The 24,848-nt window shown below is 70.6% G+C and carries 23 protein-coding genes and 1 pseudogene; 3 read left to right on the top strand and 21 right to left on the bottom strand.

Annotated elements, in window-relative coordinates; all coding sequences use genetic code 11:
* Positions 1-15: 15 nt before the first annotated feature.
* The 3 genes from rpsD to ABT137_RS08485 form a co-directional block, all read right to left on the bottom strand.
* The gene (gene rpsD / locus ABT137_RS08495; protein ID WP_351704484.1) at positions 16-630 is read right to left on the bottom strand and encodes a 30S ribosomal protein S4; all 615 of its coding nucleotides are present in this window, start codon (positions 628-630) and stop codon (positions 16-18) included.
* 310 nt (positions 631-940) lie between these two features.
* A complete protein-coding gene (locus ABT137_RS08490; protein ID WP_351704482.1) occupies positions 941-2,296 on the bottom strand; it encodes a replication-associated recombination protein A in 1,356 nt (451 codons plus the stop codon).
* A 59-nt stretch (positions 2,297-2,355) separates the two neighbouring features.
* Positions 2,356-3,012 carry a vitamin K epoxide reductase family protein gene (locus tag ABT137_RS08485; protein WP_351704479.1) on the bottom strand — a complete coding sequence of 219 codons (657 nt, stop codon included), beginning with the start codon at positions 3,010-3,012 and terminating at the stop codon, positions 2,356-2,358.
* Positions 3,013-3,157: 145 nt separating this feature from the next.
* Between ABT137_RS08485 and ABT137_RS08480 the strand changes: the two are divergent.
* Positions 3,158-3,502, top strand: a pseudogene (locus ABT137_RS08480) (ATP-binding cassette domain-containing protein); the annotation flags it as partial.
* 138 nt (positions 3,503-3,640) lie between these two features.
* Here ABT137_RS08480 and ABT137_RS08475 read toward each other — a convergent pair.
* From ABT137_RS08475 to ABT137_RS08465, 3 genes are all read right to left on the bottom strand, one after another.
* Positions 3,641-4,456, bottom strand: a complete 816-nt coding sequence (locus ABT137_RS08475; RefSeq protein ID WP_351704476.1) for a tetratricopeptide repeat-containing protein — start codon at positions 4,454-4,456, stop codon at positions 3,641-3,643.
* 130 nt (positions 4,457-4,586) lie between these two features.
* On the bottom strand, positions 4,587-5,849 hold the full coding sequence (gene hisS / locus ABT137_RS08470) for a histidine--tRNA ligase (protein WP_351704473.1): 1,263 nt from the start codon (positions 5,847-5,849) through the stop codon (positions 4,587-4,589).
* An 11-nt stretch (positions 5,850-5,860) separates the two neighbouring features.
* On the bottom strand, positions 5,861-6,571 hold the full coding sequence (locus ABT137_RS08465) for an MBL fold metallo-hydrolase (protein ID WP_351704470.1): 711 nt from the start codon (positions 6,569-6,571) through the stop codon (positions 5,861-5,863).
* A gap of 178 nt (positions 6,572-6,749) precedes the next feature.
* Here ABT137_RS08465 and ABT137_RS08460 point away from each other — a divergent pair, with 178 nt between their 5' ends.
* Together ABT137_RS08460 and ABT137_RS08455 are read left to right on the top strand one after the other, a co-directional pair.
* Positions 6,750-7,574 carry a peptidylprolyl isomerase gene (locus ABT137_RS08460; RefSeq protein WP_351704467.1) on the top strand — a complete coding sequence of 275 codons (825 nt, stop codon included), beginning with the start codon at positions 6,750-6,752 and terminating at the stop codon, positions 7,572-7,574.
* Between the two features lie 135 nt (positions 7,575-7,709).
* Positions 7,710-8,939, top strand: coding sequence for a DUF349 domain-containing protein (locus ABT137_RS08455; protein ID WP_351704464.1), 1,230 nt, complete (start codon positions 7,710-7,712; stop codon positions 8,937-8,939).
* Between the two features lie 81 nt (positions 8,940-9,020).
* Here ABT137_RS08455 and ABT137_RS08450 read toward each other — a convergent pair whose 3' ends face one another.
* From ABT137_RS08450 to pgsA, 15 genes are all read right to left on the bottom strand, one after another.
* Entirely contained in the window at positions 9,021-11,549 is a 2,529-nt protein-coding gene (locus ABT137_RS08450) for a RelA/SpoT family protein (protein WP_351704461.1), read from the bottom strand.
* Between the two features lie 227 nt (positions 11,550-11,776).
* Positions 11,777-12,316: an adenine phosphoribosyltransferase gene (locus tag ABT137_RS08445; protein WP_351704458.1), complete on the bottom strand. Its 540-nt coding sequence runs from the start codon at positions 12,314-12,316 to the stop codon at positions 11,777-11,779.
* Positions 12,313-13,422 carry a protein translocase subunit SecF gene (gene secF / locus ABT137_RS08440; protein WP_351704455.1) on the bottom strand — a complete coding sequence of 370 codons (1,110 nt, stop codon included), beginning with the start codon at positions 13,420-13,422 and terminating at the stop codon, positions 12,313-12,315. The genes ABT137_RS08445 and secF overlap by 4 nt, the downstream gene beginning before the upstream one ends.
* A gap of 3 nt (positions 13,423-13,425) precedes the next feature.
* Entirely contained in the window at positions 13,426-15,231 is a 1,806-nt protein-coding gene (secD, locus tag ABT137_RS08435) for a protein translocase subunit SecD (protein WP_351704453.1), read from the bottom strand.
* 141 nt (positions 15,232-15,372) lie between these two features.
* Complete coding sequence (gene yajC / locus ABT137_RS08430; protein ID WP_502984489.1) at positions 15,373-15,897, bottom strand: preprotein translocase subunit YajC; 525 nt, start codon at positions 15,895-15,897, stop codon at positions 15,373-15,375.
* A gap of 489 nt (positions 15,898-16,386) precedes the next feature.
* Positions 16,387-17,460, bottom strand: coding sequence for a Holliday junction branch migration DNA helicase RuvB (ruvB, locus tag ABT137_RS08425; RefSeq protein WP_351704447.1), 1,074 nt, complete (start codon positions 17,458-17,460; stop codon positions 16,387-16,389).
* A 27-nt stretch (positions 17,461-17,487) separates the two neighbouring features.
* Positions 17,488-18,093, bottom strand: coding sequence for a Holliday junction branch migration protein RuvA (gene ruvA / locus ABT137_RS08420; RefSeq protein ID WP_351704444.1), 606 nt, complete (start codon positions 18,091-18,093; stop codon positions 17,488-17,490).
* Positions 18,090-18,629: a crossover junction endodeoxyribonuclease RuvC gene (gene ruvC / locus ABT137_RS08415; RefSeq protein WP_351704441.1), complete on the bottom strand. Its 540-nt coding sequence runs from the start codon at positions 18,627-18,629 to the stop codon at positions 18,090-18,092. The genes ruvA and ruvC overlap by 4 nt, the downstream gene beginning before the upstream one ends.
* A gap of 203 nt (positions 18,630-18,832) precedes the next feature.
* The gene (locus tag ABT137_RS08410; RefSeq protein ID WP_351704439.1) at positions 18,833-19,585 is read right to left on the bottom strand and encodes a YebC/PmpR family DNA-binding transcriptional regulator; all 753 of its coding nucleotides are present in this window, start codon (positions 19,583-19,585) and stop codon (positions 18,833-18,835) included.
* 52 nt (positions 19,586-19,637) lie between these two features.
* Positions 19,638-20,243 carry a pyridoxal 5'-phosphate synthase glutaminase subunit PdxT gene (gene pdxT, locus ABT137_RS08405; RefSeq protein ID WP_351704436.1) on the bottom strand — a complete coding sequence of 202 codons (606 nt, stop codon included), beginning with the start codon at positions 20,241-20,243 and terminating at the stop codon, positions 19,638-19,640.
* A gap of 19 nt (positions 20,244-20,262) precedes the next feature.
* On the bottom strand, positions 20,263-21,168 hold the full coding sequence (gene pdxS / locus ABT137_RS08400; protein ID WP_351704433.1) for a pyridoxal 5'-phosphate synthase lyase subunit PdxS: 906 nt from the start codon (positions 21,166-21,168) through the stop codon (positions 20,263-20,265).
* Positions 21,169-21,272: 104 nt separating this feature from the next.
* A complete protein-coding gene (locus ABT137_RS08395) occupies positions 21,273-21,824 on the bottom strand; it encodes a LemA family protein (RefSeq protein ID WP_351704430.1) in 552 nt (183 codons plus the stop codon).
* A 182-nt stretch (positions 21,825-22,006) separates the two neighbouring features.
* Positions 22,007-23,167 (bottom strand): glycosyltransferase family 4 protein, encoded by a 1,161-nt coding sequence (locus tag ABT137_RS08390; protein WP_351704427.1) that lies wholly within the window; start codon positions 23,165-23,167, stop codon positions 22,007-22,009.
* Complete coding sequence (locus ABT137_RS08385) at positions 23,164-24,072, bottom strand: phosphatidylinositol mannoside acyltransferase (RefSeq protein ID WP_351704424.1); 909 nt, start codon at positions 24,070-24,072, stop codon at positions 23,164-23,166. Before ABT137_RS08385 ends, ABT137_RS08390 begins: the two co-directional genes overlap by 4 nt.
* Positions 24,069-24,746, bottom strand: a complete 678-nt coding sequence (gene pgsA, locus ABT137_RS08380) for a phosphatidylinositol phosphate synthase (RefSeq protein ID WP_351704421.1) — start codon at positions 24,744-24,746, stop codon at positions 24,069-24,071. Before pgsA ends, ABT137_RS08385 begins: the two co-directional genes overlap by 4 nt.
* Positions 24,747-24,848: the final 102 nt, after the last annotated feature.

The following is a 24,848-nucleotide window of genomic DNA, read 5'->3' as shown; positions in this document are numbered from 1 at the left end:
ACACCCGGCCGGTGATCAGCGGGCGTAGTACTCGACGACGAGCTGCTCGTCGCAGATGACCGGAACTTCCTTGCGGTTCGGCTCGCGGTCCAGGCGGAACGCCAGGGCCTTGAGGTTCACCTGAAGGTAGCGGGGGGTCTCGCCGTCGGGGGCGAAGCCGCCCTCGCGGGCGACCTGGAAGAGCGTCTTGTCCTTGGAACGGTCGCGGACCTGCACGACGTCGTCCGGGCGGACCCGGAAGGACGGCTTGTCGGTCTTCTGGCCGTTGACCTGGATGTGGCCGTGGACGACCATCTGGCGGGCCTGGTAGATCGTGCGGGCGATGCCCGAACGCAGGACCAGCGCGTCGAGGCGGCGCTCCAGCTCGATGATCAGAGCCTCACCGGTCTTGCCCTGCACCTTGGAGGCACGCTCGTAGGCGCGGACGAGCTGGCGCTCGGACACGTCGTACTGCGCGCGCAGACGCTGCTTCTCCAGCAGACGGACCTTGTAGTCCGAGTTCTGCTTGCGGCCGCGGCCGTGCTCACCCGGCGGGTAGGGGCGGGCCTCGAAGTACTTGACGGCCTTCGGGGTCAGCGCGATGCCGAGGGCACGCGACTTCTTGACCTTGGGGCGGGACTGGTTCGCCACTGTCTCTTTCTTCCTTCTGACTATTCGGCTTGTCAGGGTTGAGGGAGGTCGCAATCCGCAGCCGGGGAAACCCTCCGGAGCCGTTGCCGGGTCTGGTGGGCAGCCGCTCCCCTGGTCTGGGCACATACGTGCAGCACGCGAGTGGCCCACCGACCGGTTCCGTCGTCTTTGACCCGACGGATGGTGGTGGGCTGCCCGCGACACCGATCGACGGTGCGCGACGCTCCTGGATCCCCCTGACGGGGGTTCCGGCCGACTGTCCCGCTCTGACTGCGCGGGACTCGGCGCTTCGGCGAAGTCTACAGGCTGCTCAGGACCGCCTGCGACCGAGGTGCTTCCTGGTCCACTCGACGGCGTCGGCATATCGCGCCTCGGAGCCGTGCCGGGTCGGGGTGTAGTACTCGCGGTCCCGGACGGTGTCCGGGGCGTACTGCTGCTCGGCGATGCCCTCGGGCAGGTCGTGCGGGTAGACGTACCCCTGCGCGTGCCCGAGCTTGGCGGCGCCCTTGTAGTGCCCGTCGCGCAGGTGCGGGGGCACCTGGCCGGCCAGGCCCTTGCGGACGTCCTCCAGGGCGGCGCCGATCGCGGTGGTCGCGGAGTTGGACTTGGGGGCCAGGGCGAGGGCGATGGTGGCGTGGCTGAGGGTGAGGGCGGCCTCGGGGAAGCCGATCATGGCGACGGCCTGGGCGGCGGCCACGGCTATGGGCAGGGCGTTCGGGTCGGCGAGGCCGATGTCCTCGCTCGCGGAGATCATCAGGCGGCGGGCGATGAAGCGGGGGTCCTCGCCGGCCTCGATCATGCGGGCCAGGTAGTGGAGGGCCGCGTCGACGTCGGAGCCCCTGATGGACTTGATCAGGGCGCTGGCGACGTCGTAGTGCTGGTCGCCGTCCCGGTCGTACTTCACCGCGGCCCGGTCGACGACCTCCTCCAGGGTCCCCAGGCCGATCTCCGTCTCGCCCTTGTCGAGGGCGGCCCCGGCGGCGGCCTCCAGGGCGGTCAGGGCGCGGCGGGCGTCGCCGCCTGCGATGCGCAGCAGGTGCTCCTCGGTGTCCTCGGGGAGGGCGACGGCCTCCTTGAGGCCCCGCTCGTCGGTGAGGGCCCGGCGCAGCAGGCCCCGGACGTCGTCGTCGGTGAGCGGTTCGAGGGTGAGGAGCAGGGAGCGGGAGAGGAGGGGGGAGATCACCGAGAAGTACGGGTTCTCGGTGGTCGCGGCGATCAGGGTGACCCAGCGGTTCTCGACGGCCGGGAGCAGGGAGTCCTGCTGGGCCTTGCTGAAGCGGTGGATCTCGTCCAGGAAGAGGACGGTCTCCTTGCCGTAGCCCCCGGTGGCGCGGCGGGCGCCGTCGATGACCGCGCGGACCTCCTTGACGCCGGCGGTGATCGCGGAGAGCTCCACGAACCGCTTGTCGGTCGCCTTGGAGACGACGTACGCGAGGGTGGTCTTGCCGGTGCCGGGCGGACCCCAGAGGATCACGGACGACGGTCCGGCCGGGCCGCCGGAACCCGCGCCGACCAGTCTGCGCAGCGGGGATCCCGGCTTCAGCAGGTGCTGCTGGCCCACCACCTCGTCGAGGGTGCGCGGGCGCATCCGCACCGCCAGGGGGCTCCCGGTCGGGTCCTTCTCCTGGCGTTCTTCTGCGGCGGCGGTGAACAGGTCGGGTTCCACGCTGAAACCCTAAGTCACGGCACTGACAATCCGGCCCGGGCCGTCGGCGGCCCCGGTCGTCAGCTGGTCCAGAAGTCCCACCAGCGGGTCAGGATCAGCATGCCGATGATGCCGATGTGCAGGACCGGCAGCACCCAGGTGAACTCGCCGAAGAACGACTTCAGCCAGTTCGGCGTCGGCAGGAAACCCTTGCGGATGTTGAAGGAGGTCACGTACCAGAACATGGTGATCGTGGCGACCCAGGCCAGCGAGCACCACAGGCAGAGCGCGTTGATCCGGTACAGGGACTGGAACTGCAGCCAGGTGCAGAAGCCCACGCCGAAGAGCGTGCCGAAGTTGAAGGTCAGCCAGTACCAGCGCGGGAAGCGGGCGCGGCCCAGCAGGCTCATGCCGACGCAGATGACGATGCCGTAGCAGACCAGGCCGAGCATCGGGTTCGGGAAGCCGAAGGCGGCGGCCTGCTTGGACTCCATGACGCTGCCGCAGGAGACCACCGGGTTGAGGCTGCACCCGGGGGTGAACGTCTTGCCCTCGACCTTGGCTTCCAGCAGCTTGAACTTGTCGATCGTGATGACCCACGCGGCCAGCAGGCCGGCGGCACCCGTGATGATCAGCAGCAGCGCGAAGGCGAGACTGCCGCCCTCCGTGCGCGGTGCCGCGGAGGCGTGCTCGGGCTCGGGCTCGGTGGAGACGTCCTTGACTGTCGTCTTGCTCATCACGCCGATTCCGTCTGTTTGAGAGTTGGAACTTCTTCGGGTCAGGGGCCATTGTGCCGCACGAGGCACCCTCTCCACCGTTCGGTGGAGATAAGGAAGTGCGCACGGTCGTCCCGGAAGGCTCGGTTCCGGCCGGGCTCGGGCCATGACAGCACACGGATACGAACTCGGGGTGGACGCTCGGGCCCGACGGACGGGCAGGAGCACGCCGGTGGAGATCGTCCAGGGGAACCGGAGTCGGGACGCGGGCGGGGTGTCGGTCCTGGGCGCGAGCCCGGCGTCGCGCACGCGTGCGTGGGGGTCCCGACCGGGAATCGTCCGGCAGGACGAATCGGCGCCCGCCGGGTTGACGGTCCGCGAGGCGGTACGGCACTTCGCGCACAACTGCCCGAGGCCGCGCGACCCGGAGCAGGTGATCGCCCTGGTCGGTCTGGAGGCCAAGGCGTACAGCCGGATCAAGTCCCTCTCGGGCGGCCGGCGGCGCCGCCTCGACGACGCACCCAGCGTGATCGGTGCCCCGGAGCTCCTGCTGCTGGACGAGCCGACGACCGGCTTCCGACCCGGCCGGCCCGTCGTCAGTTCCGGGACCCTGGTCCGCCTGCTCGCACACGACGACCGCCGTGTCCGGTCAGGCGCCGTCGATGCGGTCGAGCAGGGCCCGGGCCTCGGCGACGCGGTAGTGGTCCGGCCCGAAGGCGGCCACGCAGGCGTCGCGGGCGACCACGACCAGCGGGCGGGCCTCGGCGCCGCGGCCCAGCCCCACGAGGGCGGTGGCCATGGCCAGTTCGACGGCACCGGCCTCCGGGCGGCGCTGGTCCGCGGAGAGACTCCGGTGCAGTTCCTCGGCGTGCTGCGCCTCCGTGAAGGCCTCGTCGTGGCGGGCCTGGCCGTTGAGGCTGCGTGCCAGACCGAGCCGCAGGACCAGGGTGAGCCGGTTGGGCGAGTCAGGGGCGGCCAGGGCGTCGCGGGCGAGCGCCTCGGCCTCCTCGTGGCGCCCCTGCGCGTTGACGGCATAGATCTGTCCGTTGCGGGCGGCCCCCGCCAGGACCTGCATCGCCGGTCCGGTGCCGCGGCTCGCGGCCCGGGCGACGGCGGCACACTCCACCTCGCTCTCGACGTGCCGGCCGAGCGTGATCAGCGTCTGGGCGCGGTTCGAGCGCAGTTGCAGCGTCAGCCAATGTTCGGCGCCGTACTCCCTGCCGAAGACGGGCAGCAGCGCGTCGTACTCGGCGAGGGCCTCGCCATGACGGCCCTGGGCGCCCAGCGCCGCGGCGACGAGGCTCAGCGCCGGCGGCGCGTAACGGACATGGCGCGCGGCCACCGTCCGTGCCTCGGCCTCCGCCGCCGCGTACTGCCCTTCGCGGAAGAGGGTGTTCGCCAGATGCAGGGGAGAGCCCACCGGGGGCCGGGTGTCCACGCGGTCGCGCGACCGGAAGATTTTCATGCCCGCAGCGTAGGAATGCCACGCACACCCGTTCGGAGACATCGCCAAGCGTTTACCGTGCCGGCCAACTTCGCCGGTTCTTCGGCGAGTTGACCGGCACGGTGGCAGGGGCGCCGGCAACCCGGTCCCGCTAGCCGAGCCTCGACTCCAGCTCCGCCACGATCTCGTTCACGCCCACCGCCGACTGCTCGCCGGACTCCATGTCCTTCAGCTGGACGACGCCCTCGGCGAGGTCCCGCTCGCCGGCGACGATCGTGTAGCGGGCGCCACTGCGGTTGGCGTTCTTCATGGCGCCCTTGAGGCCCTTGGCACCGTAGGAGAAGTCTGCCGCGATGCCCATCCGGCGCAGCTCCGTGACCTTCGCGAAGAGCACGCGCCGCGCCTCCTCGCCGAGCGGTACGGCGAAGACGCTGGTGGTGGACGGGATGTCGAGTTCGACGCCCTCGGCCTCCAGCGCCAGCACCGTGCGGTCGACGCCCAGGGCCCAGCCGACGGACGGCAGCGCGGGGCCGCCGATCATCTCGGAGAGGCCGTCGTAGCGGCCGCCGCCGCCGACCGCGGACTGGGAACCCAGGCCGTCGTGGACGAACTCGAAGGTCGTGCGGGTGTAGTAGTCCAGGCCGCGGACCAGCTTCGGGTCGTCCTCGAAGGCCACGCCCGCCGCCGTGATCAGCTCGCGGACCTCCTCGTGGTACGCCTTGCAGGCGTCGCAGAGGTAGTCCCGAAGGAGGGGGGCGTCGCCGAGCTGCTTCTGGACCGACTCACGCTTGTCGTCCAGGATGCGGAGCGGGTTGATCTCCGCACGGCGGAGGGTGTCCTCGTCCAGGTCCAGGCCGCGCAGGAAGTCCTGGAGCGCCGCGCGGTACACCGGGCGGCACTCCTTGTCGCCCAGGCTGTTCAGCAGGATGCGGAAGTCGCGCAGCCCCAGCGAGCGGTACGCCTGGTCGGCCAGGATGATCAGCTCGGCGTCCAGGGCCGGGTCCTCGGCACCGATCGCCTCGGCACCGACCTGCGAGAAGTGGCGGTAACGGCCCTTCTGCGGGCGCTCGTAGCGGTAGTACGAGCCGGAGTACCACAGCTTGACGGGAAGGTTGCCGGACTTGTGGAGGTTCGCCTCCAGGGCGGCGCGCAGGACGGAGGCCGTGCCTTCGGGACGCAGGGCCAGCTTGTCGCCGCCCTTGGTCTCGAACGCGTACATCTCCTTGGTGACGATGTCGGTGGACTCGCCGACACCGCGCGCGAAGAGTTCGACGTTCTCGAAGCCCGGGGTCTCGATGTAGCCGTAGCCGGAGTTGCGCAGCGGCGCGGCGATCGCCTCGCGGACGGCCAGGTACTTGGCGCTCTCCGGCGGGATCAGGTCGTACGTGCCCTTGGGGGCCTGAAAGGTGCTCACGGAAGTTCTCGTCACATTCCTCGTCGGGGAGCGCCGGCTTGCGCTCCCTGGCCGGCGGCCACCTGCCGCAAGTAGGCGTTGGTGGCGCGCTCCTGACCGATGGTCGTCTGGGGGCCGTGGCCGGACAGCACCACGGTGGAGTCGTCGAGCGGCAGGCAGACACGGGCCAGCGAGGCCAGCATGTCGTCCATGGAGCCGCCCGGCAGGTCCGTGCGTCCGATGGAGCCGGCGAAGAGCAGATCGCCCGAGAAGAAGACCGACGGGATGTCGGCCGTCTCCGGCATCTGGAAGGTCACCGACCCCCTGGTATGGCCCGGCGCGTGCGCGACGGAGAGTTCGAGTCCGGCCAGCTCCAGCTTCGCGCCGTCGGTCAGTTCGAAGACGTCGTCCGGCTCCCCCACCGTCAGCTCGCCCATCAGCGGCATGCCGATGGACCGGCCGAGCGCCTTCTCGGGGTCGCTCATCATGTACCGGTCCTCGGGGTGGATCCAGGCCGGTACGTCGTGCGCTCCGCAGACGGGGACGACCGAGGCCACGTGGTCGATGTGGCCGTGGGTGAGGACGACGGCGACGGGCTTGAGCCGATGCTTCTTCAGTGCTTCCTCGACGCCTTCGGCGGCCTGGTGGCCGGGGTCGATGATCACGCACTCCGCACCGGCGGCGGGGGCGACGAGATAACAGTTCGTCCCCCAGGCCCCGGCGGGGAACCCGGCAATGAGCACGATCGTCCTTTGTTGTGTCGGTTCGGGTGGCTACAAGCTGTGGTCCAGAGCCTACCGGCGCTGCCGTTTCCTCAGCGAACCCATATACGGTACGGGGCTACACGCAGTGGTCGGCTCACACAGCGCACAGGACGCACGCGTACCGGTCGACATACGACACGCATGAGGAGAGAACCCGGTGGTCACCCAGGAGCAGCGGCGGCGTCAGCTCGCCCGGGAGAAGTTCTTGCGGCAGCAGCAGCGGCGTACCAGCGCACGACGCAAGACACGCATGCGCAACTCGGTGATCGCGTCGGTGCTCGGCGTGGTCGTGATCGTGGGTGTCACGCTGTACACCACCGGTGCGCTGAAGGGCAACGACGACAAGACGAACGCCAGCTCGGAGACGACGCCCAGCGCCACGCCCAGTGCCAGCAAGGCGCCGGACCCGTGCGAGAAGCCCGCCGCCGGCAAGGTGGCGAAGCTGAGCTGGAAGAAGGAGCCGGCGATGACGATCGACACGTCGGCGAAGTACACGATGACGCTGTCGACGACCTGCGGCGACATCGGCATCGCGCTGAAGACGTCGGCGGCCCCGCACACGGTGAACTCGTTCGACTTCCTCGCGTCGAAGGGCTACTTCGACCACACCAAGTGCCACCGGCTCACCACCAACGGCATCTACGTGCTGCAGTGCGGCGACCCGACGGGTACCGGAAGCGGCGGCCCCGGGTACACGATCCCCGACGAGAACCTGAAGGACACGAGCCTGAAGGGCGGTGTCTACCCGGCGGGTACGGTCGCGATGGCCAACACGGGCCAGAAGCACACCGGTGGCAGCCAGTTCTTCCTGGTCTACCAGGACAGCCAGTTGCCCGCCAGCTACACCCCGTTCGGCACCGTCGACGCCGCCGGACTGAAGATCCTCAAGAAAATCGCCGCCGCGGGTGAGAACACGGGACAGGGTGACGGAGCCCCGAACGCGACGGTCGTGATCAACAAGGCCGCGGTCACGAAATCCTGACCACGAACTGCGGAATTTCGGTCGCGCGGGATGCGGACAGGCAACCCGCCGGTCGCCTATGTTGGCCGTGACGAAACTGTGGACGATGCCCGGGGGCGCTGAGGCCCCTCGCGGGCATCATGTGGAGGAGGCGCTGTGAGCAGCGACCCGTGGGGCCGCGTCGACGAGACGGGGACCGTGTACGTGCGTACGGCCGACGGCGAGCAGGTCGTCGGTTCCTGGCAGGCAGGCTCCCCCGAGGAGGCGCTGGCCTACTTCGAGCGCAAGTACGAGGGCCTGGTTGTCGAGATCGGCCTCCTCGAAAAGCGAGTACAGACCACCGACCTGTCCGCGAAGGACGCCCAGGTCGCGATCGACCACCTGCGCGAGCAGGTGGAGGCGCACCACGCGGTCGGTGACCTGGAGGCGCTGCGCACCCGGCTGGGCGAGCTGGTGAAGACCGTGGACTCGCGCCGTGAGGAGCGCAAGGCGCAGCGTGCCAAGCAGTCCGACGAGGCCCGTCAGGCCAAGGAGGACCTGGTCGTCGAGGCGGAGCAGCTGGCGCAGTCCGACCAGTGGCGGGCGGCCGGTGAGCGGCTGCGGTCCCTGGTGGACACCTGGAAGGGCCTGCCGCGCCTGGACCGCAAGTCGGACGACGAGCTGTGGCACCGCTTCTCGCACGCCCGGTCGGCGTTCTCCAAGCGTCGCAAGGCGCACTTCGCGCAGCTCGACGCCCAGCGTGAGGACGCCCGCAAGGCCAAGGAGAAGCTGGTCGCCGAGGCGGAGTCGCTGTCCGACTCGGCGGACTGGGGTCCGACGGCCGCGCGCTACCGCGAGCTGATGGCCGAGTGGAAGGCCGCCGGCCGCGCCCAGCGCGAGCACGAGGACGACCTGTGGAACCGCTTCCGCGGTGCCCAGGACGTGTTCTTCGCGGCGCGCGGGTCCGCCTTCGCCGAGCGGGACGCGGAGCAGACGGAGAACCTGAAGCTGAAGGAGGAGCTGGCCGCCGAGGCCGAGAAGCTCCTGCCGATCACGGACCTGAAGTCCGCGCGGTCCGCCTTCCGCTCGATCAACGAGCGGTGGGAGGCCATCGGCCATGTGCCGCGCGACGCGCGTCCGAAGGTCGAGGGCCGGATGCACACGGTCGACCGGGCGATCCAGGAGGCCGAGGAGGCCGAGTGGCGCCGGACCAACCCGGAGGCACGCGCGCGTGCCGCGGGTCTGACCGGCCAGCTGCAGGCCGCCGTCGACAAGCTGAGGACGCAGATCGACCAGGCCCGCGCCCAGGGCAACGCGTCGAAGGCGGAGAAGCTGGAGCGTGAGCTGGAGGGCCGCCAGGCGCTCCTGGACCAGGCCCTGAAGGGCCTCCAGGAGTTCGGCGGCTAGTTCGGCTGATTTTCCCATCGGCACCGAGAGGGGCCCCGTACACGGCGTACGGGGCCCCTCTCGTCGTATGCCTGTCCGCCGCTACGACCGGTTGCGCGCCGAGGTGACCCGGTAGACGTCGTACACGCCCTCCACACCTCGTACGGCCTTCAGGACGTGGCCCAGGTGCTTGGGGTCGCCCATCTCGAAGGTGAAGCGGGAGGTGGCCACCCGGTCGCGGGAGGTCTGGACGGCCGCGGAGAGGATGTTGACGTGCTGGTCGGACAGGACGCGGGTGACGTCCGACAGGAGCCGGGACCGGTCCAGGGCCTCGACCTGGATGGCGACCAGGAAGACCGAGGACTGGGTGGGCGCCCACTCGACGTCGAGGATCCGCTCGGGCTCGCGGGACAGTGACTCGACGTTGACGCAGTCGCTGCGGTGCACCGAGACCCCGCTGCCGCGCGTCACGAAGCCGATGATCGGGTCGCCGGGCACGGGGGTGCAGCAGCGGGCCAGCTTGACCCAGACGTCGTCGACGCCCTTCACGACCACACCGGGGTCCTGGCTGCTGCGCCGCTTGCTGCGGCGGCCGCGGGTCGGCGGGACCGCCTCGTCGATCTCCTCGGTGGCCGCCTCCTCGCCGCCGAGCGCCTGCACCAGCTTCTGCACGACGTTCTGCGCGGCCACATGGCCCTCGCCGATCGCCGCGTACAGCGAGGAGATGTCCGGGTAGCGCATCTCGTGCGCCAGCGTCACCAGCGAGTCGCCGGTGAGGATGCGCTGGATCGGCAGGTTCTGCTTGCGCATCGCGCGGACGATCGCGTCCTTGCCCTGCTCGATCGCCTCGTCCCGGCGCTCCTTGGAGAACCAGCCGCGGATCTTGTTGCGGGCGCGCGGGGACTTGACGAAGCCGAGCCAGTCGCGGGACGGTCCGGCGCCGGCCGCCTTGGAGGTGAAGACCTCGACCAGGTCGCCGTTGTCCAGCGTCGATTCGAGCGGCACCAGACGGCCGTTGACCCGCGCCCCTATCGTGCGGTGGCCGACCTCGGTGTGGACCGCGTACGCGAAGTCGACCGGGGTGGCACCGGCCGGGAGCGCTATGACGTCGCCCTTGGGCGTGAAGACGAAGACCTCGTTGCGGGACAGGTCGAAGCGCAGGGACTCCAGGAACTCGCTGGGGTCCTCGGTCTCCTTCTGCCAGTCCAGCAACTGCCGCAGCCACGCCATGTCGTTGAGGTGGTCGTCCTTGCCCTTGCCGGACGACTTGGGCACGTCGGTGCGGACCTTGGAGGCGCCGGCGACCGCCTCCTGCTTGTACTTCCAGTGCGCGGCGATGCCGTACTCGGCGCGGCGGTGCATGTCGAAGGTACGGATCTGGAGTTCGACCGGCTTGCCGTTGGGGCCGATGACCGTCGTGTGCAGCGACTGGTACATGTTGAACTTGGGCATCGCGATGTAGTCCTTGAAGCGCCCCGGAACCGGGTTCCAGCGCGCGTGGACGGTGCCCAGGGCCGCGTAGCAGTCGCGGACGGTGTCCACCAGGACGCGGATGCCCACCAGGTCGTAGATCTCCGCGAAGTCCCGGCCGCGGACGATCATCTTCTGGTAGACGCTGTAGTAGTGCTTCGGCCGGCCGGTGACGGTCGCCTTGATCCGGGCGGCGCGCAGGTCGGTCTGGACCTCGTCGGTCACTATGGCGAGGTACTCGTCCCGCTTGGGCGCCCGCTCGGCTACCAGCCGGACGATCTCGTCGTACATCTTGGGGTAGAGGATCGCGAACGCGAGGTCCTCCAGCTCCCACTTGATGGTGTTCATGCCCAGGCGGTGGGCGAGCGGCGCGTAGATCTCCAGGGTCTCGCGCGCCTTCTTCTCCTGCTTCTCGCGCTTGAGGTAGCGCATGGTGCGCATGTTGTGCAGGCGGTCGGCGAGCTTGATGACCAGGACGCGCGGGTCCTTGGCCATGGCGACGACCATCTTGCGCACGGTCTCGGCCTGCGCGGCCTCGCCGAACTTGACCTTGTCCAGCTTGGTCACGCCGTCGACGAGCAGCGTGACGACGTCGCCGAAGTCGCGGCGCAGGTCCTCCAGGCCGTACTCGGTGTCCTCGACGGTGTCGTGCAGCAGGCCCGCCATCAGGGTCGCCGGGTCCATGCCCAGCTCGGCGAGGATGGTGGTCACCGCGAGCGGGTGCGTGATGTACGGGTCGCCGCTCTTGCGCTTCTGGCCGCGGTGCCAGCGCTCGGCGACCTGGTAGGCGCGCTCGATCTGGCGGAGCGTGGCGTTCTCGATCTTGGGGTCGTTGCTGCGGACTATGCGCAGCAACGGCTCCAGGACCGGGTTGTACGGGTTCGCGCGCTGCACACCGAGGCGGGCCAGGCGGGCGCGGACGCGGTTGGAGGAGCCGGAGCGTGCGGGCTGGCCGCTGTTGGGGCGGGTCGCGGGGCGCTCGGGCGGGGCCGGCTTGGGGCGCGAGGTCTCGGCCGACTTCTCGACCGGCGCGGACTGGGCGTGCTCGACCGGCCCACGGGTGTCGTTCTTCGTCTGCGACACGTTCGGCGCGGGCTTGGCCGCGGGCGCCGAGGCGGGCTCGGGCTTGGCGGCTGTCAGTGGCTGGGCCTCGTCTGGCAAGAGGGCTCCTCGTGCGCGATCCGGGTCCCCCGGTCAGGCTCCGGAGTGCCCATGGTAGCGATCCTGGGCCGTGTCATCGCCTGCAGGCCGGACGGAGAACCGTATACGGGAGGAACACCGGAGGCTGCCGTGGGATTCCACAGGGGTGTCGTGCGGGTTGTCCCGGGTCCCGCGGAACGCGAACGGCCGCCCCCGAGGGGGCGGCCGCTTGGTCGGTCGTACGACGCTCAGACCTGGAGGAGGGCCTCCAGCGGCGCTCCCCGCAGGGCCGGCTCCAGGCGGCCGCGGCCGCCCAGGAAGCCCAGCTCCATCAGGACCGCGACGCCCGCGACCTCGGCGCCGGCGCGGTGGATCAGCTGGATCGCGGCCTCCGCGGTGCCGCCGGTGGCGAGCACGTCGTCGACGATCAGGATCCGGTCGTCCGTGCCGAGGTCCTCGGCGTGCACCTCGATCTCGGCCGAGCCGTACTCCAGCTCGTAGGCCTGGCGGAGGGTGGCTCCGGGGAGCTTGCCCGCCTTGCGGACCGGGATGAAGCCGAGGCCGGCGCGGACGGCGACCGGGGCGCCCAGGATGAAGCCCCGGGCCTCCAGGCCGACGACCTTGGTGGCACCGGTGCGCTCGGCGATCTCCGCGAGGGCGTCGGTGAGCGCGGTGAACGCGGCCGGGTCCGCCAGGAGCGGGGTGATGTCCTTGAACATCACGCCCTGCTCCGGGTAGTCCTCGACGTCCCGGATACGGCTGAGCAGCAGTTCCTCGATGTCGGTCACCGGCGCTTCCCCGACGGGCGGCCGCGACCGCCCCGGTTGCGGGACGCGGGCTGGTTGCGCGGACCGACGACGGCCGGAGCGGCGTCCTCGGGGTCCTCGGAGCCGCCGACCCGTGACTCGGTCATCTCCTCCTCGGCCGCGGCCTGGGCGCGCTTGGCGAGGACGCGCTTCTTCAGGGCCTTCATCTGCGGCTCGGCCTCCTTGAGGTCGGCGACGAGCGGCGTGGCGATGAAGATCGACGAGTAGGCACCGGCGGCGAGACCGACGAACAGCGACAGCGAGATGTCGTTGAGCGTGCCCGCGCCGAGGAAGCCGCCGCCGATGAACAGCAGGCCCGCGACCGGCAGCAGCGCGACCACCGTGGTGTTGATCGAACGGACCAGGGTGCCGTTGATCGAGTGGTTGGCGATGTCGCTGTAGGTGAAGCGGGTCTGCTTGGTGATGTCCTTCGTCTGCTCCTTGAGGCTGTCGAAGACGACGACCGTGTCGTAGAGCGAGTAACCGAGGATCGTCAGCAGACCGATGACCGTGCCGGGCGTGACCTCGAAGCCGACCAGGGCGTAGATACCGGTCGTGATGGTGATGTCGTGGATCAGCGCGACCAGGGCCGCGAGCGCCATCCGCCACTCGAAGGCGATCGCCAGGTAGATCACCACGAGGACCATGAAGATGCCGAGGCCCTCCCAGGCCTTGTTGGCGATCTCGTCACCCCAGCTCGGGCCGACCAGGTCGGAGTTGATGGACTCGGGGTCCACCTTCATGTCCGTGGCCAGCTTGGCCTTGGTGGCGTCCGACTTCGCGGTGTCCATGCCGGCGATCTGGATGCGCAGACCGCCCGTGCCGAGCTTCTGCACGACCGCGTCGTGGCCGGAGGCCTCCTTGGCGTAGGTCTCCGCCTGGGACACCGAGACACTGGTCTTCGAGGTGGTGAAGACGGCACCGCCCTGGAAGTCGATGCCCATGTTCAGGCCGCGCACCGCCAGGCCGACGATGGCCGTGATGGTGATCAGGATGGAGACGCCGTACCAGATCTTGCGCTTGCCGACGAAGTCGTAGCTGATCTCGCCGCGGTGCAGTCGGGCGCCGAGGTTGCCGAGTTTCGACATCGCTCACGCTTCCTTCGGGTCGACAGGGCCGGCGACGGGGCCGGCGGGACGGCGGGTGCGGCGCAGCGGGGCCTTGGCGCCCAGGCCCTTCGGGTCGAGCCCCGACCACTTGTGGCCGCTCGCGAAGAACTTACGCCGGGCGACGATGGTCATCAGCGGCTTGGTGAAGAAGAAGACGACGACCACGTCGAGCACGGTGGTCAGACCGAGGGTGAACGCGAAGCCCTGGACCTTGCCGACGGTCACGATGAACAGCACGGCGGCGGCCAGGAACGACACGAAGTCGGAGACCAGGATGGTGCGCCGGGCGCGCGGCCAGGCCCGCTCGACGGCGGGGCGCAGCGTGCGGCCCTCGCGGATCTCGTCCCGGATGCGTTCGAAGAACACGATGAACGAGTCCGCCGTGATGCCGATCGCGACGATCGCACCGCAGACGGCGGGCAGGTTCAGCGCGAAGTGGATCGTGGGGCCGAGCAGCGACATGATCGTGTAGGTGAGGATCGCGGACACCAGCAGCGAGGGGATCGCGATCAGCGACAGGCCGCGGTAGAAGGCCACCAGGTAGATGATGACCAGCGCGAGGCCGATGGCGCCTGCCAGCAGACCGGCGTGCAGCTGCTGGCCGCCGAGGGCGGCGGTGACGGTGGTGACGCTCTCGGTCCTGAAGGACAGCGGGAGCGCGCCGTAGGACAGCATGTTGGAGAGGCTCTGGGCCTCTTCCTGGGTGAAGCTGCCGGAGATCTCCGCCTGGCCACCGGTGATCGACTGGCTCACGGTCGGGCTGGAGACGACCTCGCCGTCGAGGACGATGCCGAACTCGTTCGTCGGCTGGGTGGCGTTCTTGGCGAGCTCGGCGGTGACGTCCGCGAACTTCTTGGCCCCGCCGCCGGTGAACGACATCTGGACCTGCCAGCCGGCGGCGCTCTGGGTGTCGTAGACGGCCTGGGCCTTCTTGACATCGGTGCCGTCGACGCGGGCCGGGCCGAGCACGTACTTGTACCAGGCGCCGCCGATCTGGCCGCAGGCCACGGTGGTGTCGGTCGGCTTGGCGCTCTTGCCCGCGGTGGCGCGCTGCGCGGCCTTCGTGCAGTCCAGCGCGGTGTACTCGGCCTCCAGCTTCGAGGCCGCGGCGGAGGCGCTGGCAGAGGCGCTCGCGTCGGCCGAGGAGGTGGCGGAGGGGCTCGCCGACGAGGAGGCGGACGCCGAGGACGACGGCGTGGAGCCGGCCTTCAGGGCGTCGGTGACCGCGCGCCCCTGCGAGGTGGCCGAGGAGGACGGCGAGGCGGACGACCCGGTCGCCGTCTGGGACCCCGACGCACTGCTCGACGGGGAGGCGCTCGGGGAGGCGCTGGAGCTGCCGCTGGCGGACGCGCTCGGGGAGGCGCTCGACGACGCGGCGGCGCTGGCCTCCTGGGCCAGGACCGGGCGGAAGTACAGCTTCGCGGTGGTGCCGACCTGCTGGCGGGCCTCTGCGGAGTTCGTGCCCTTGGGGATGTTGACGATGATGTTGCTGGTGCCCTGGGTCTGGACCTCCGCTTCGGACACGCCCAGACCGTTGACACGGCGGTTCATGATCTCGACCGCGGTGTTCATGTTGGTCTTGTTGATCGCGTTGGGCTGGCCCGGCTCGTTCCTCGCCTGCAGCGTGATGCTCGTACCACCGGCCAGGTCGATACCGAGACGCGGAGTGGTGTTTCCGGAGGCGAACATTCCGCCGGTGAGCGCCACGATGGCGATCAGGATGAGGGCCAGCGAGCGCCCTGGCTTGCTCTGGGCGCTCGCGCTCCGGCCCCTCTTAGGTGCTGCCACCTTCTCGTACTCCCTCTCGGGCCGCCGCGCGCCTGGTCGGTGCGGTCGGCCATGACATGGTGTCGGGATCCCGTGCGGAAAACAGACGCACCCGGGGTGCGAGGTGCGCGTGGGATGTGCGCACCGCTCCCCGGGACACGGCTACTTCGCGTCGGAGTCGCCGTCGGTCTTCTTCGGCTCTTCGTCAGCCTTCGCCTCGGCGGTCGCGGACTCGGCCGGCCCGTCGGTCTTGGTCTCCGCATCGTCGGTCTCGTCCTCGGCGGCGTCCTTCTTCCCGAGGTCGACGGCCTTGTCGTCGGAGGCGGCGGCAGCTTCGGCAGGCTCGTCGTCGGTCTCGGTGAGGGAGGAGGCGTCGTCCGGGACGACGTCGGCGTCGGACTTCAGGTCGTGCTCGATGCCGTGCACGATGCGGTTGTACTCGTCGTCCGTGAGGATGGAGCCGATCGCGTTCTTCGCGAAGAGGAGGTCCACGCCCGGGCCGGCGTCGAGGAGGACCGTGTCCTCGTTGACTTCCTTGACCGTCGCGTACATGCCCCCGATGGTGCGGACCCCGTTGCCGGGCTGGATCTCGTTCCGCATCTGCGTGGCCTGCTGCTGGCGCTTCCTGGTGGAACGCGTCATCAGGAACATGGCCGCGATGAGGACGATGAACACGAGAATGGGCAAGCTATTCACGGGACGGATTTTCCTTCGCGCAGCCGCGGCGGTGAGCGGCCTGGATGATGGGGGTGTGGTCGGCGCCGCCCGCAAAGGCAGCATCGGCGGAGTCTAAGCGAGTCCGCGCGCATGGAACAACGTTCAGCATGGCACCTGGGTTCCTGGGCCCGCCAATGCCCCGCCGTCACGAAGCGATCACGTCTGCGGCCGGGGCCTGGCCGACGGGCGGCGGTCTGCCCGGGCGGGGAGAGGCACCAGTCCGGGTCCTGTCCCGGGATACGGAGGGCTCGACGCGTTCTCATCGGCAACGGCTCGGGAACCGGATGGGCGCGGGGCGGGCGTCGGGCGCGCGGGTGGATCGGAGGTGCGGTGTCCGGGGCCGTGTGTCCGGGGCCCGGGGCCGCGGCCCGGGTGTCCTGGGCCGGAGGTCCGCAGGTCCGCGGACCCGGAGCCCCGGAGGTCGGCGAGCTCAGAACCCGGGCCCTTCCCGTGTCGGTGTCAGGTGCCGAACAGGTCCTGCTGGCCGGTTCCGCCCGCCGCGCCGCGCGGGGCGGTCAGGCCCAGGTGGGCCCAGGCCGCGGGGGTGGCGACGCGGCCGCGTGGGGTGCGGGCCAGCAGGCCCTCGCGGACCAGGAAGGGTTCGGCGACCTCCTCGACCGTCTCCCGCTCCTCCCCCACCGCGACGGCGAGGGTGGACAGGCCGACCGGGCCGCCGCCGAACAGCTTGAGCAGGGCTTCCAGGACCGCGCGGTCCAGCCGGTCGAGGCCGCGCTCGTCCACCTCGTAGACGGCGAGCGCCGCGTGCGCGATCTCAGGTGTGATCAGGCCGTCCGCCTTGACCTGCGCGTAGTCCCGGACCCGGCGCAGCAGCCGGTTGGCGATGCGGGGCGTGCCGCGCGAGCGGCCGGCGATCTCGGCAGCGCCGGCCGGCTCGATCTCGACGTCCAGCAGGTTGGCCGAGCGGTGCACGACCCGCTCCAGTTCGCGCGGCTCGTAGAACTCCATGTGCGCGGTGAAGCCGAAGCGGTCGCGCAGCGGCGGCGGGAGCAGACCCGCGCGGGTGGTGGCGCCGACCAGCGTGAACGGGGGCAGCTCCAGGGGGATGGCGGTGGCACCCGGCCCCTTGCCGACGATGACGTCGACGCGGAAGTCCTCCATCGCCATGTACAGCATCTCCTCGGCGGGCCGGGACATGCGGTGGATCTCGTCGAGGAAGAGGACCTCGCCCTCCTGGAGGGAGGAGAGGATCGCGGCCAGGTCGCCGGCGTGCTGGATGGCGGGGCCCGAGGTGATGCGGATCGGGGCGCCCATCTCGGCCGCGATGATCATGGAGAGGGTGGTCTTGCCCAGGCCGGGGGCGCCGGAGAGCAGCACGTGGTCGGCGGTGGCGCCACGCGCGCGTGCGGCGCGCAGCACCAGGTCGAGCTGTTCGCGGACCTTCTCCTGGCCGATGAACTCGCCGAGGTCCTTGGGGCGCAGGGCGGCCTCGACGGCCTGGTCCTCACGGTCGGCGACGGCGCCCACCAGCCGCTCCGCGTCGGCGCCGGTGTCGGTCGGGTCGTCCCAGTTCATAAGTGATGTGCCTCAGCGGTGGTGGGGTCAGCGGGCGCGGTTGAGGGTCTGCAGGGCCGCCTTGAGCAGCCGGCCGACCTGGGGCGGGCCGTCGGCGGCCTCGGCCTGCGGGGCGACGGCGGTGACAGCCTCGTCGGCCTCCCGGGTCGCGTAGCCGAGGCCGATCAGGGCGGCGTGCAGCTGGTCGCGCCAGCCCTGGCTGATCGGCGCACCGACCGCGGGGGCGCCGACAGGCTCGCCGAGCCGGTCCTTCAGCTCCAGCAACAGCTTCTGCGCGCCCTTCTTGCCGATGCCCGGAACGGCGATCAGCGCTTTCTCGTCACCGGTGGCGACCGCGCGGCGCAGCGCGTCCGGGCTGTGCACGGCGAGCATCGACTGGGCGAGCCGTGGGCCGACCCCGCTCGCCGTCTGGAGCAGCTCGAAGACCTGGCGCTCGTCGTCGTCCACGAAGCCGTACAGCGTGAGCGAGTCCTCCCGCACGACCAGGGAGGTGGCGAGCTTGGTCGGCCGGCCCATGCGCAGCCCGGACAGGGTGGTGGGGGTGCACTGGACGGCGATGCCGATCCCGCCCACCTCGACGACCGCGGAGTCCGGGGCGAGGGCGGCGACCGGGCCGCTGACGAAGGCGATCATGCCGTACGGCCTTTCGTTGCGTTGGCTGCGTGCAGGGCGACGGCCTGCTGGAGTCGGTTCTGCGCGGGGGCGCGCCAGATGTGGCAGATGGCGAGCGCGAGGGCGTCGGCGGCGTCGGCGGGCTTCGGCGGGGCGCTGAGCCTGAGCAGCCGGGTGACCATGGCACCGACCTGGGCCTTGTCGGCGCGTCCGGAGCCGGTGACGGCGGCCTTGACCTCGCTGGGGGTGTGCAGGGCGACGGGGATGCCCCGGCGGGCGGCGCACAGCATGGCGACGGCGCTGGCCTGGGCGGTGCCCATCACGGTCCGTACGTTGTGCTGGCTGAACACCCGCTCCACGGCGACGAATTCGGGCCGGTGCTCGTCCAGCCACTGCTCGATGCCCTGCTCGATGGCGACAAGGCGACGACCCAGCTCGGCGTCCGCCGGCGTCCGTACGACCCCCACGCCGACCATGGTGAGCGGCCGCCCGGCGACACCCTCGACGACACCGACACCGCACCGGGTCAGCCCTGGGTCCACCCCCAGTACACGCACCGCGCCCCCCTCCCCTCTTTGCGGCCAAACCGCCGCCGCTCTCGCGGACCTGGCCGAGCACCGTCGTGGTTCCTCAATTGATGGTTGCGGTCCGTGGCGGTGATCTGCGGATAGCGCCAGGCTAGTCGCTGTCACCGACAACAGCGGCGGGCCGGTGGGACGTGTCCCTCCAGCCCGCCGAATCCGCTCAGCCCGCGGCAGCGTTACGCGTCGACCTTCTCCATGACCTCGTCGCTGACGTCGAAGTTGGCGAAGACGTTCTGCACGTCGTCGCTGTCCTCAAGGGCGTCGATCAGCCTGAAGATCTTCTTGGCGCCCTCCTCGTCCAGCTCGACCTGCATGGTCGGGACGAAGTTGGCCTCGGCGGAGTCGTAGTCGATCCCGGCGTCCTGGAGGGCGGTGCGGACGGCGACCATGTCGGTGGCCTCGCTCAGCACCTCGAAGGACTCGCCCAGGTCGTTGACCTCCTCGGCGCCCGCGTCCAGGACGGCACCGAGCACGTCGTCCTCGGTCAGCTCGCCCTTGGGGACGATCACGACGCCCTTGCGGTTGAAGAGGTACGACACCGAGCCCGGGTCCGCCATGTTGCCGCCGTTGCGGGTCATGGCGACGCGCACGTCGGAGGCGGCGCGGTTGCGGTTGTCGGTGAGGCACTCGATGAGCACCGCGACGCCGTTCGGGCCGTAACCCTCGTACATGATCGTCTCGTAGTCGGCGCCACCGGCCTCGAGACCACCGCCGCGCTTGACCGCGGAGTCGATGTTCTTGTTCGGGACCGACTGCTTCTTGGCCTTCTGGATGGCGTCGTACAGAGTCGGGTTGCCCTCGATGTCGACGCCGCCCATGCGGGCCGCGACCTCGATGTTCTTAATCAGCTTCGCGAAGAGCTTGCCGCGCTTGGCGTCGATCACGGCCTTCTTGTGCTTCGTCGTAGCCCATTTAGAGTGGCCGGACATCTGCCTGTCTCCTTCGCGTAACCCATCCAAACAACGAACGCCAGAGATCCTACTAGGACTCCGCCGCCCGGTTCGCGTGCACCATGTCGACGAACAGGGAGTGCACACGGTGGTCGCCGGTCAGTTCCGGATGGAACGACGTGGCGAGCGCGTTGCCCTGGCGGACCGCGACGATGTGGCCTTCGTGCTCGGCGAGCACCTCGGCCTCCGCGCCGACCGACTCGACCCAGGGGGCGCGGATGAACACGCCCTCTACAGGATCGCCGCCGATCCCGCGGACGTCGACCGCCGCCTCGAACGACTCGTTCTGCCGCCCGAAGGCGTTGCGGCGCACGATCATGTCGATGCCGCCGATGGTCTCCTGGCCCGAGCGCGGGTCGAGGATCTTGTCGGCGAGCATGATCATGCCGGCGCAGGTGCCGTAGACGGGCATTCCGCCGCGCACGCGCGCGCGGAGGGGCTCCATCACGCCGAACAGCACGGCCAGCTTGGAGATGGTGGTGGACTCGCCGCCGGGGATGACGAGGCCGTCCACCTCGGCGAGTTCCTCGGGGCGCCGGACCGGCCTGGCCACGGCGTCGGCCGCGGCCAGGGCGATGAGGTGCTCCCGTACGTCGCCCTGGAGGGCCAGGACGCCTATGACAGGTGCGTCGGTCATGTGCACGAAACCTCTGGCCTTACCAGCCGCGGTTGGCGTAGCGCTCGGTCTCGGGGAGGGTGTCGCAGTTGATGCCGACCATGGCCTCGCCGAGGTTGCGGGACGCGTCCGCGATGATCTTCGGGTCGTCGTAGAAGGTGGTCGCCTTGACGATGGCGGCGGCGCGCTTGGCCGGGTCGCCGGACTTGAAGATGCCGGAGCCCACGAAGACGCCCTCGGCGCCGAGCTGGCGCATCAGGGCCGCGTCGGCCGGGGTGGCGACGCCGCCGGCGGAGAACAGCACGACCGGCAGCTTGCCGAGCTCGGCGACCTCCTTGACCAGCTCGTAGGGGGCGCGCAGCTCCTTGGCGGCGGCGTACAGCTCGTTGTTGTCGCAGCCGCGCAGCTTGGCGATCTCGGCCTTGATCTGGCGCAGGTGGCGGACGGCCTCGACGACGTTGCCGGTGCCGGCCTCGCCCTTGGAGCGGATCATGGCCGCGCCCTCGGCGATCCGGCGCAGGGCCTCGCCCAGGTTGGTGGCGCCGCAGACGAAGGGGGTGGTGAAGGCCCACTTGTCGGAGTGGTTGACCTCGTCGGCCGGGGTGAGGACCTCGGACTCGTCGATGTAGTCGACGCCGAGCGACTGCAGGACCTGGGCCTCGACGAAGTGGCCGATCCGGGACTTGGCCATGACCGGGATCGACACGGCCTCGATGATGCCCTCGATCATGTCCGGGTCGGACATCCGGGCCACCCCGCCGTCCTTGCGGATGTCGGCCGGGACCCGCTCCAGGGCCATGACGGCGACGGCGCCCGCGTCCTCGGCGATCTTCGCCTGCTCCGGCGTGACGACGTCCATGATCACGCCGCCCTTGAGCTGCTCGGCCATGCCGCGCTTCACACGGGCAGTGCCGGTCTCGGGGGTCTGGTTCTCACTGGTGGACACGGGTGACCTCACTCGCTGAAAGAGGGTTTCTGCAAACACCGAGGAAACGCGAGTGGACCAGTCCACAGCAAGGGCCAATGGGAAGGCGGTGGATCGTTTTCCGGTCAGGCCGTGCGCTCGACCAGCGCGGCAGGCGGTTCGTCGTCCATCTCGAAGGCCAGCGGGAAGGGTGCGTACCCGGCCAGCCGGAACCAGCGGACCTTGCGGTGTTCGCGCAGCCGGCGGGCCGCGCCGACGGCGTCGTTGTGGAAGCGGCGGGCCATCGGGACCCGGCGTACCGCCTCGGCCAGCTCGCTCGCCGCGGCGTCGCCGCCGGGGGCCTGACGGACCTCCTCGACCTGCTGCGGGTCCTCGAACACGGCCCGCAGCGCCTGGCTCAGCTCGCTCTCGGCGACCTCCCGCTGCTCCTCCTCGGCCTGCCGGGCGGCGTGCGCGGCCTCGTACAGCACGATCGAGGAGGCGGGATCCAGCACCCCCGAGGTGGCCAGTTCCTGAGCCACGGAGGCGCGTCGCAACAGCTGGGCGTCGAGGGCGGCCCGGGCCGCGTCGATCCGGGCGTGCAGCCGGTCGAGTCGGCCCGCGGTCCAGCTGAGGTACAGGCCGACCACCACGAGAGCGGCGAGGATCCAGAGCGTCCAGATGAGGGAAGCGGTCACGGGCGGAACGCTATAGGACGCGCCGGATGCCCAGTCCCCGTAGGACGCGCCGCAGCAGCGCCCCGAAGGGGGCGCGGGGCAGTATCCGATGTGCGGCTACCGCCGCGTGGGCGCGACCAGCCACGACGGCGCCACACCCGTCAGACGGCGGACGTCACATCGCGGCACTCCCAGCGGAGCGCTCAGTCCCGCGCCAGCCCGAACCGCGCCCGCAGCCCCGACCGCTCGTCCGCCGCCACCGCCGCCGCGCCCGCGGTCACCGTCTCGTAGACGGACAGGATGTCCGCGCCCACGGTGGACCAGTCGAAGCGCCGTACGTGCACGCTGCCGCGGGCTCGCAGCTCGGCCCGGCGCTCCGGGTCCTCCAGGAGCCGTACCGCGGCCTCGGCCAGCGCGTCCGCGTTCTCGTTGGCGAAGAGCTCGCCCGCCGCCCCCTGGTCCAGGACCTGGGCGAAGGCGTCGAGGTCGGAGGCGAGGACGGGAGCGCCCGCGGACAGGGCTTCCACGAGGATTATCCCGAAGCTCTCGCCGCCCGTGTTGGGCGCGATGTACAGGTCGAGGCTGCGCAGGAAGCGGGCCTTGTCCGCGTCGCTGATCATGCCGAGGAACTCGACGCGGGAGCGCAGCTCGGCGGGGAGGGACTCGACCGCGGCCTCCTCGTCGCCCCGGCCGGCCACCAGGAGCCGGGCCTGCGGGCGGGCGGCGAGGATCCTGGGCAGGGCCTTCATCAGGACCGGGAGGCCCTTGCGGGGCTCGTCGATGCGGCCGATGAAGCCGATGGTGTCGCCCTGCCACTCGGGGCGGGGCTCCGCCTTGGCGAAGAAGTCGACGTCCACGCCGTTGGGGATCACGACGGCGTCGCCGCCGAGGTGCTCGACCAGGGTGCGGCGGGCGTACTCGCTGACCGCGATCCGGGCGCTGATCTTCTCCAGGGCGGCCTGGAGGATCGAGTAGGCGGCGATCATCGCGCGGGAGCGCGGGTTGGAGGTGTGGAAGGTCGCCACCATCGGGCCCTGCGCCGCCCAGCAGGTCAGCAGGCCGAGGGACGGGGAGGTCGGTTCGTGGATGTGGACCACGTCGAACGCGCCGTCGTGCAGCCAGCGGCGCACCCGCGCGGCGGACAGGAAGCCGAAGTTCAGGCGGGCCACCGAGCCGTTGTACGGCACCGGGACCGCGCGGCCGGCCGAGACGACGTAGGGCGGCAGCGGGGTGTCGTCGTCGGCGGGGGCGAGGACGGAGACGTGGTGGCCGAGGCGGATGAAGTACTCGGCGAGGTCGCGGATGTGGAACTGGACGCCACCCGGGACGTCCCAGGAGTAGGGGCAGACGATGCCGATCCTCACGACGGTCCCTTCGCGGGGTCGAGGTCCGCGAGCCACAACCGCTGCAGCATGTGCCAGTCCTCCGGATGGTCGGCGATCCCGGTGGCGAAGGCGTCGGCCAGCGCCTGTGTCATGACAGACGTCTTCGACGCCTTGTCACCTGACTCGGGTACCTCGATCGGGGCGTGCACCCGGCCCTGCATGACGGGGGTGTCGTCGTACCAGAGCGTCACGGGCAGGAGGAGCGCGCCGGTCTGCTGGGCCAGCAGGGCGGGTCCGGCCGGCATCCGCGCGGTGCCGCCGAAGAAGCCGACCTCGATGCCGGAGGCGGACAGGTCGCGGTCGGCGACCAGGCAGACCAGGCCGCCGTCGCGCAGCCTGCGGGCCAGGGTGCCGAAGGCGGAGCCGCCGCTGTGCGGCAGGACCTCCATGCCGAGGCCCTCGCGGTAGGCGACGAAGCGGTCGTACAGCGATTCGGGCTTGAGGCGCTCGGCGACCGTGGTGAACGGCGTCTTCAGCTCGGTGGTGACCCAGGCGCCGGCCAGGTCCCAGTTGGCCAGGTGCGGCAGCGCGAGGATCACACCGCGGTCGGAGGCGAGGCCGTCGGTGAGGTGGTGGACGTCCTTGGGGACGAAGCCGGTCCGGATCCGCTCCTCACTCCAGGACGGCAGCCGGAAGGACTCCATCCAGTAGCGCAGGTACGACCGCATGCCCGCCCGGGAGAGTTCGCGCAGCCGCTCGGGGCTCGCGTCGGGCCGCACGCGCGCGTAGTTGGACTCGAGCCGCTGGACGCCCTTGCCGCGCTGCCGCCAGGCGAGGTCCGCGATGGAGTTGCCGAGGCGCACGGCGACCGGTTCGGGGAGCTTCTTGACGGTGCTCCAGCCGAGACCGTACAGAGAGTCGGTGACCCGGTCGGCGGCGCTCACTGCCCGGCCTCGCTCCCGTGCGAGGCCTTCTCGCGCTCGGCGGCGGCCTCCGCCTCGGCGGACTCCCGGCGGACCGTGACGACCCGCTGGATCAGGGTGACCAGGCTGCCCACGGCGACGATCCACAGGGCGATCGGGAGCAGGATCTGGATGCCCGGCACACCGAACTTGTGGAAGCCGGCCAGACCGGCCGCCACCAGCGAGATCACCAGGCGCTCGGCGCGCTCCACGAGACCGTTGACGGCCACCGGCAGCCCGATCGACTCGCCACGCGCCTTGGTGTACGACACCACCTGGCCGCTGGCCAGGCAGAAGATGGAGACCGCGCACAGGACGTTGTTGTTCCCGTTGCCCGCGTACCAGAGGGCGAAGCCGCCGAAGATCGCGCCGTCGGCGACCCGGTCCAGGGTGGAGTCCAGGAAGGCGCCCCAGCGGCTGGTGCGGCCCAGCTGGCGGGCCATGTTGCCGTCCACCAGGTCCGAGAACACGAACAGCGTGATCACGATGGTGCCCCAGAAGAACTCACCCCGGGGGAAGAAGACCAGCGCGCCCGCGACCACTCCGGCCGTGCCTAGGAGCGTGACCGTGTCCGGGCTCACGCCCCGGCGGATGAGAAACGCGGCGAACGGTGTGAGGACACGCGTGAAGAATGCACGCGCGTACTTGTTCAGCATGGCCTTCCCGACGGTCGTTGCGCCGTGCGGCCCCTGCTGGCCACCCCGGCTGGCCCATCGTAGTCACGCGCGCGTGTGTGCGACGGGTGGGCACTCTCAGTC

Origin of the sequence: Streptomyces sp. NPDC001980 (assembly GCF_040296885.1) — a bacterium.
Taxonomy (GTDB): Bacteria; Actinomycetota; Actinomycetes; order Streptomycetales; family Streptomycetaceae; genus Streptomyces.
The sequence above is the reverse complement of the archived record's forward strand: the minus strand, read 5'-3'. Positions and strand labels throughout refer to the sequence as shown.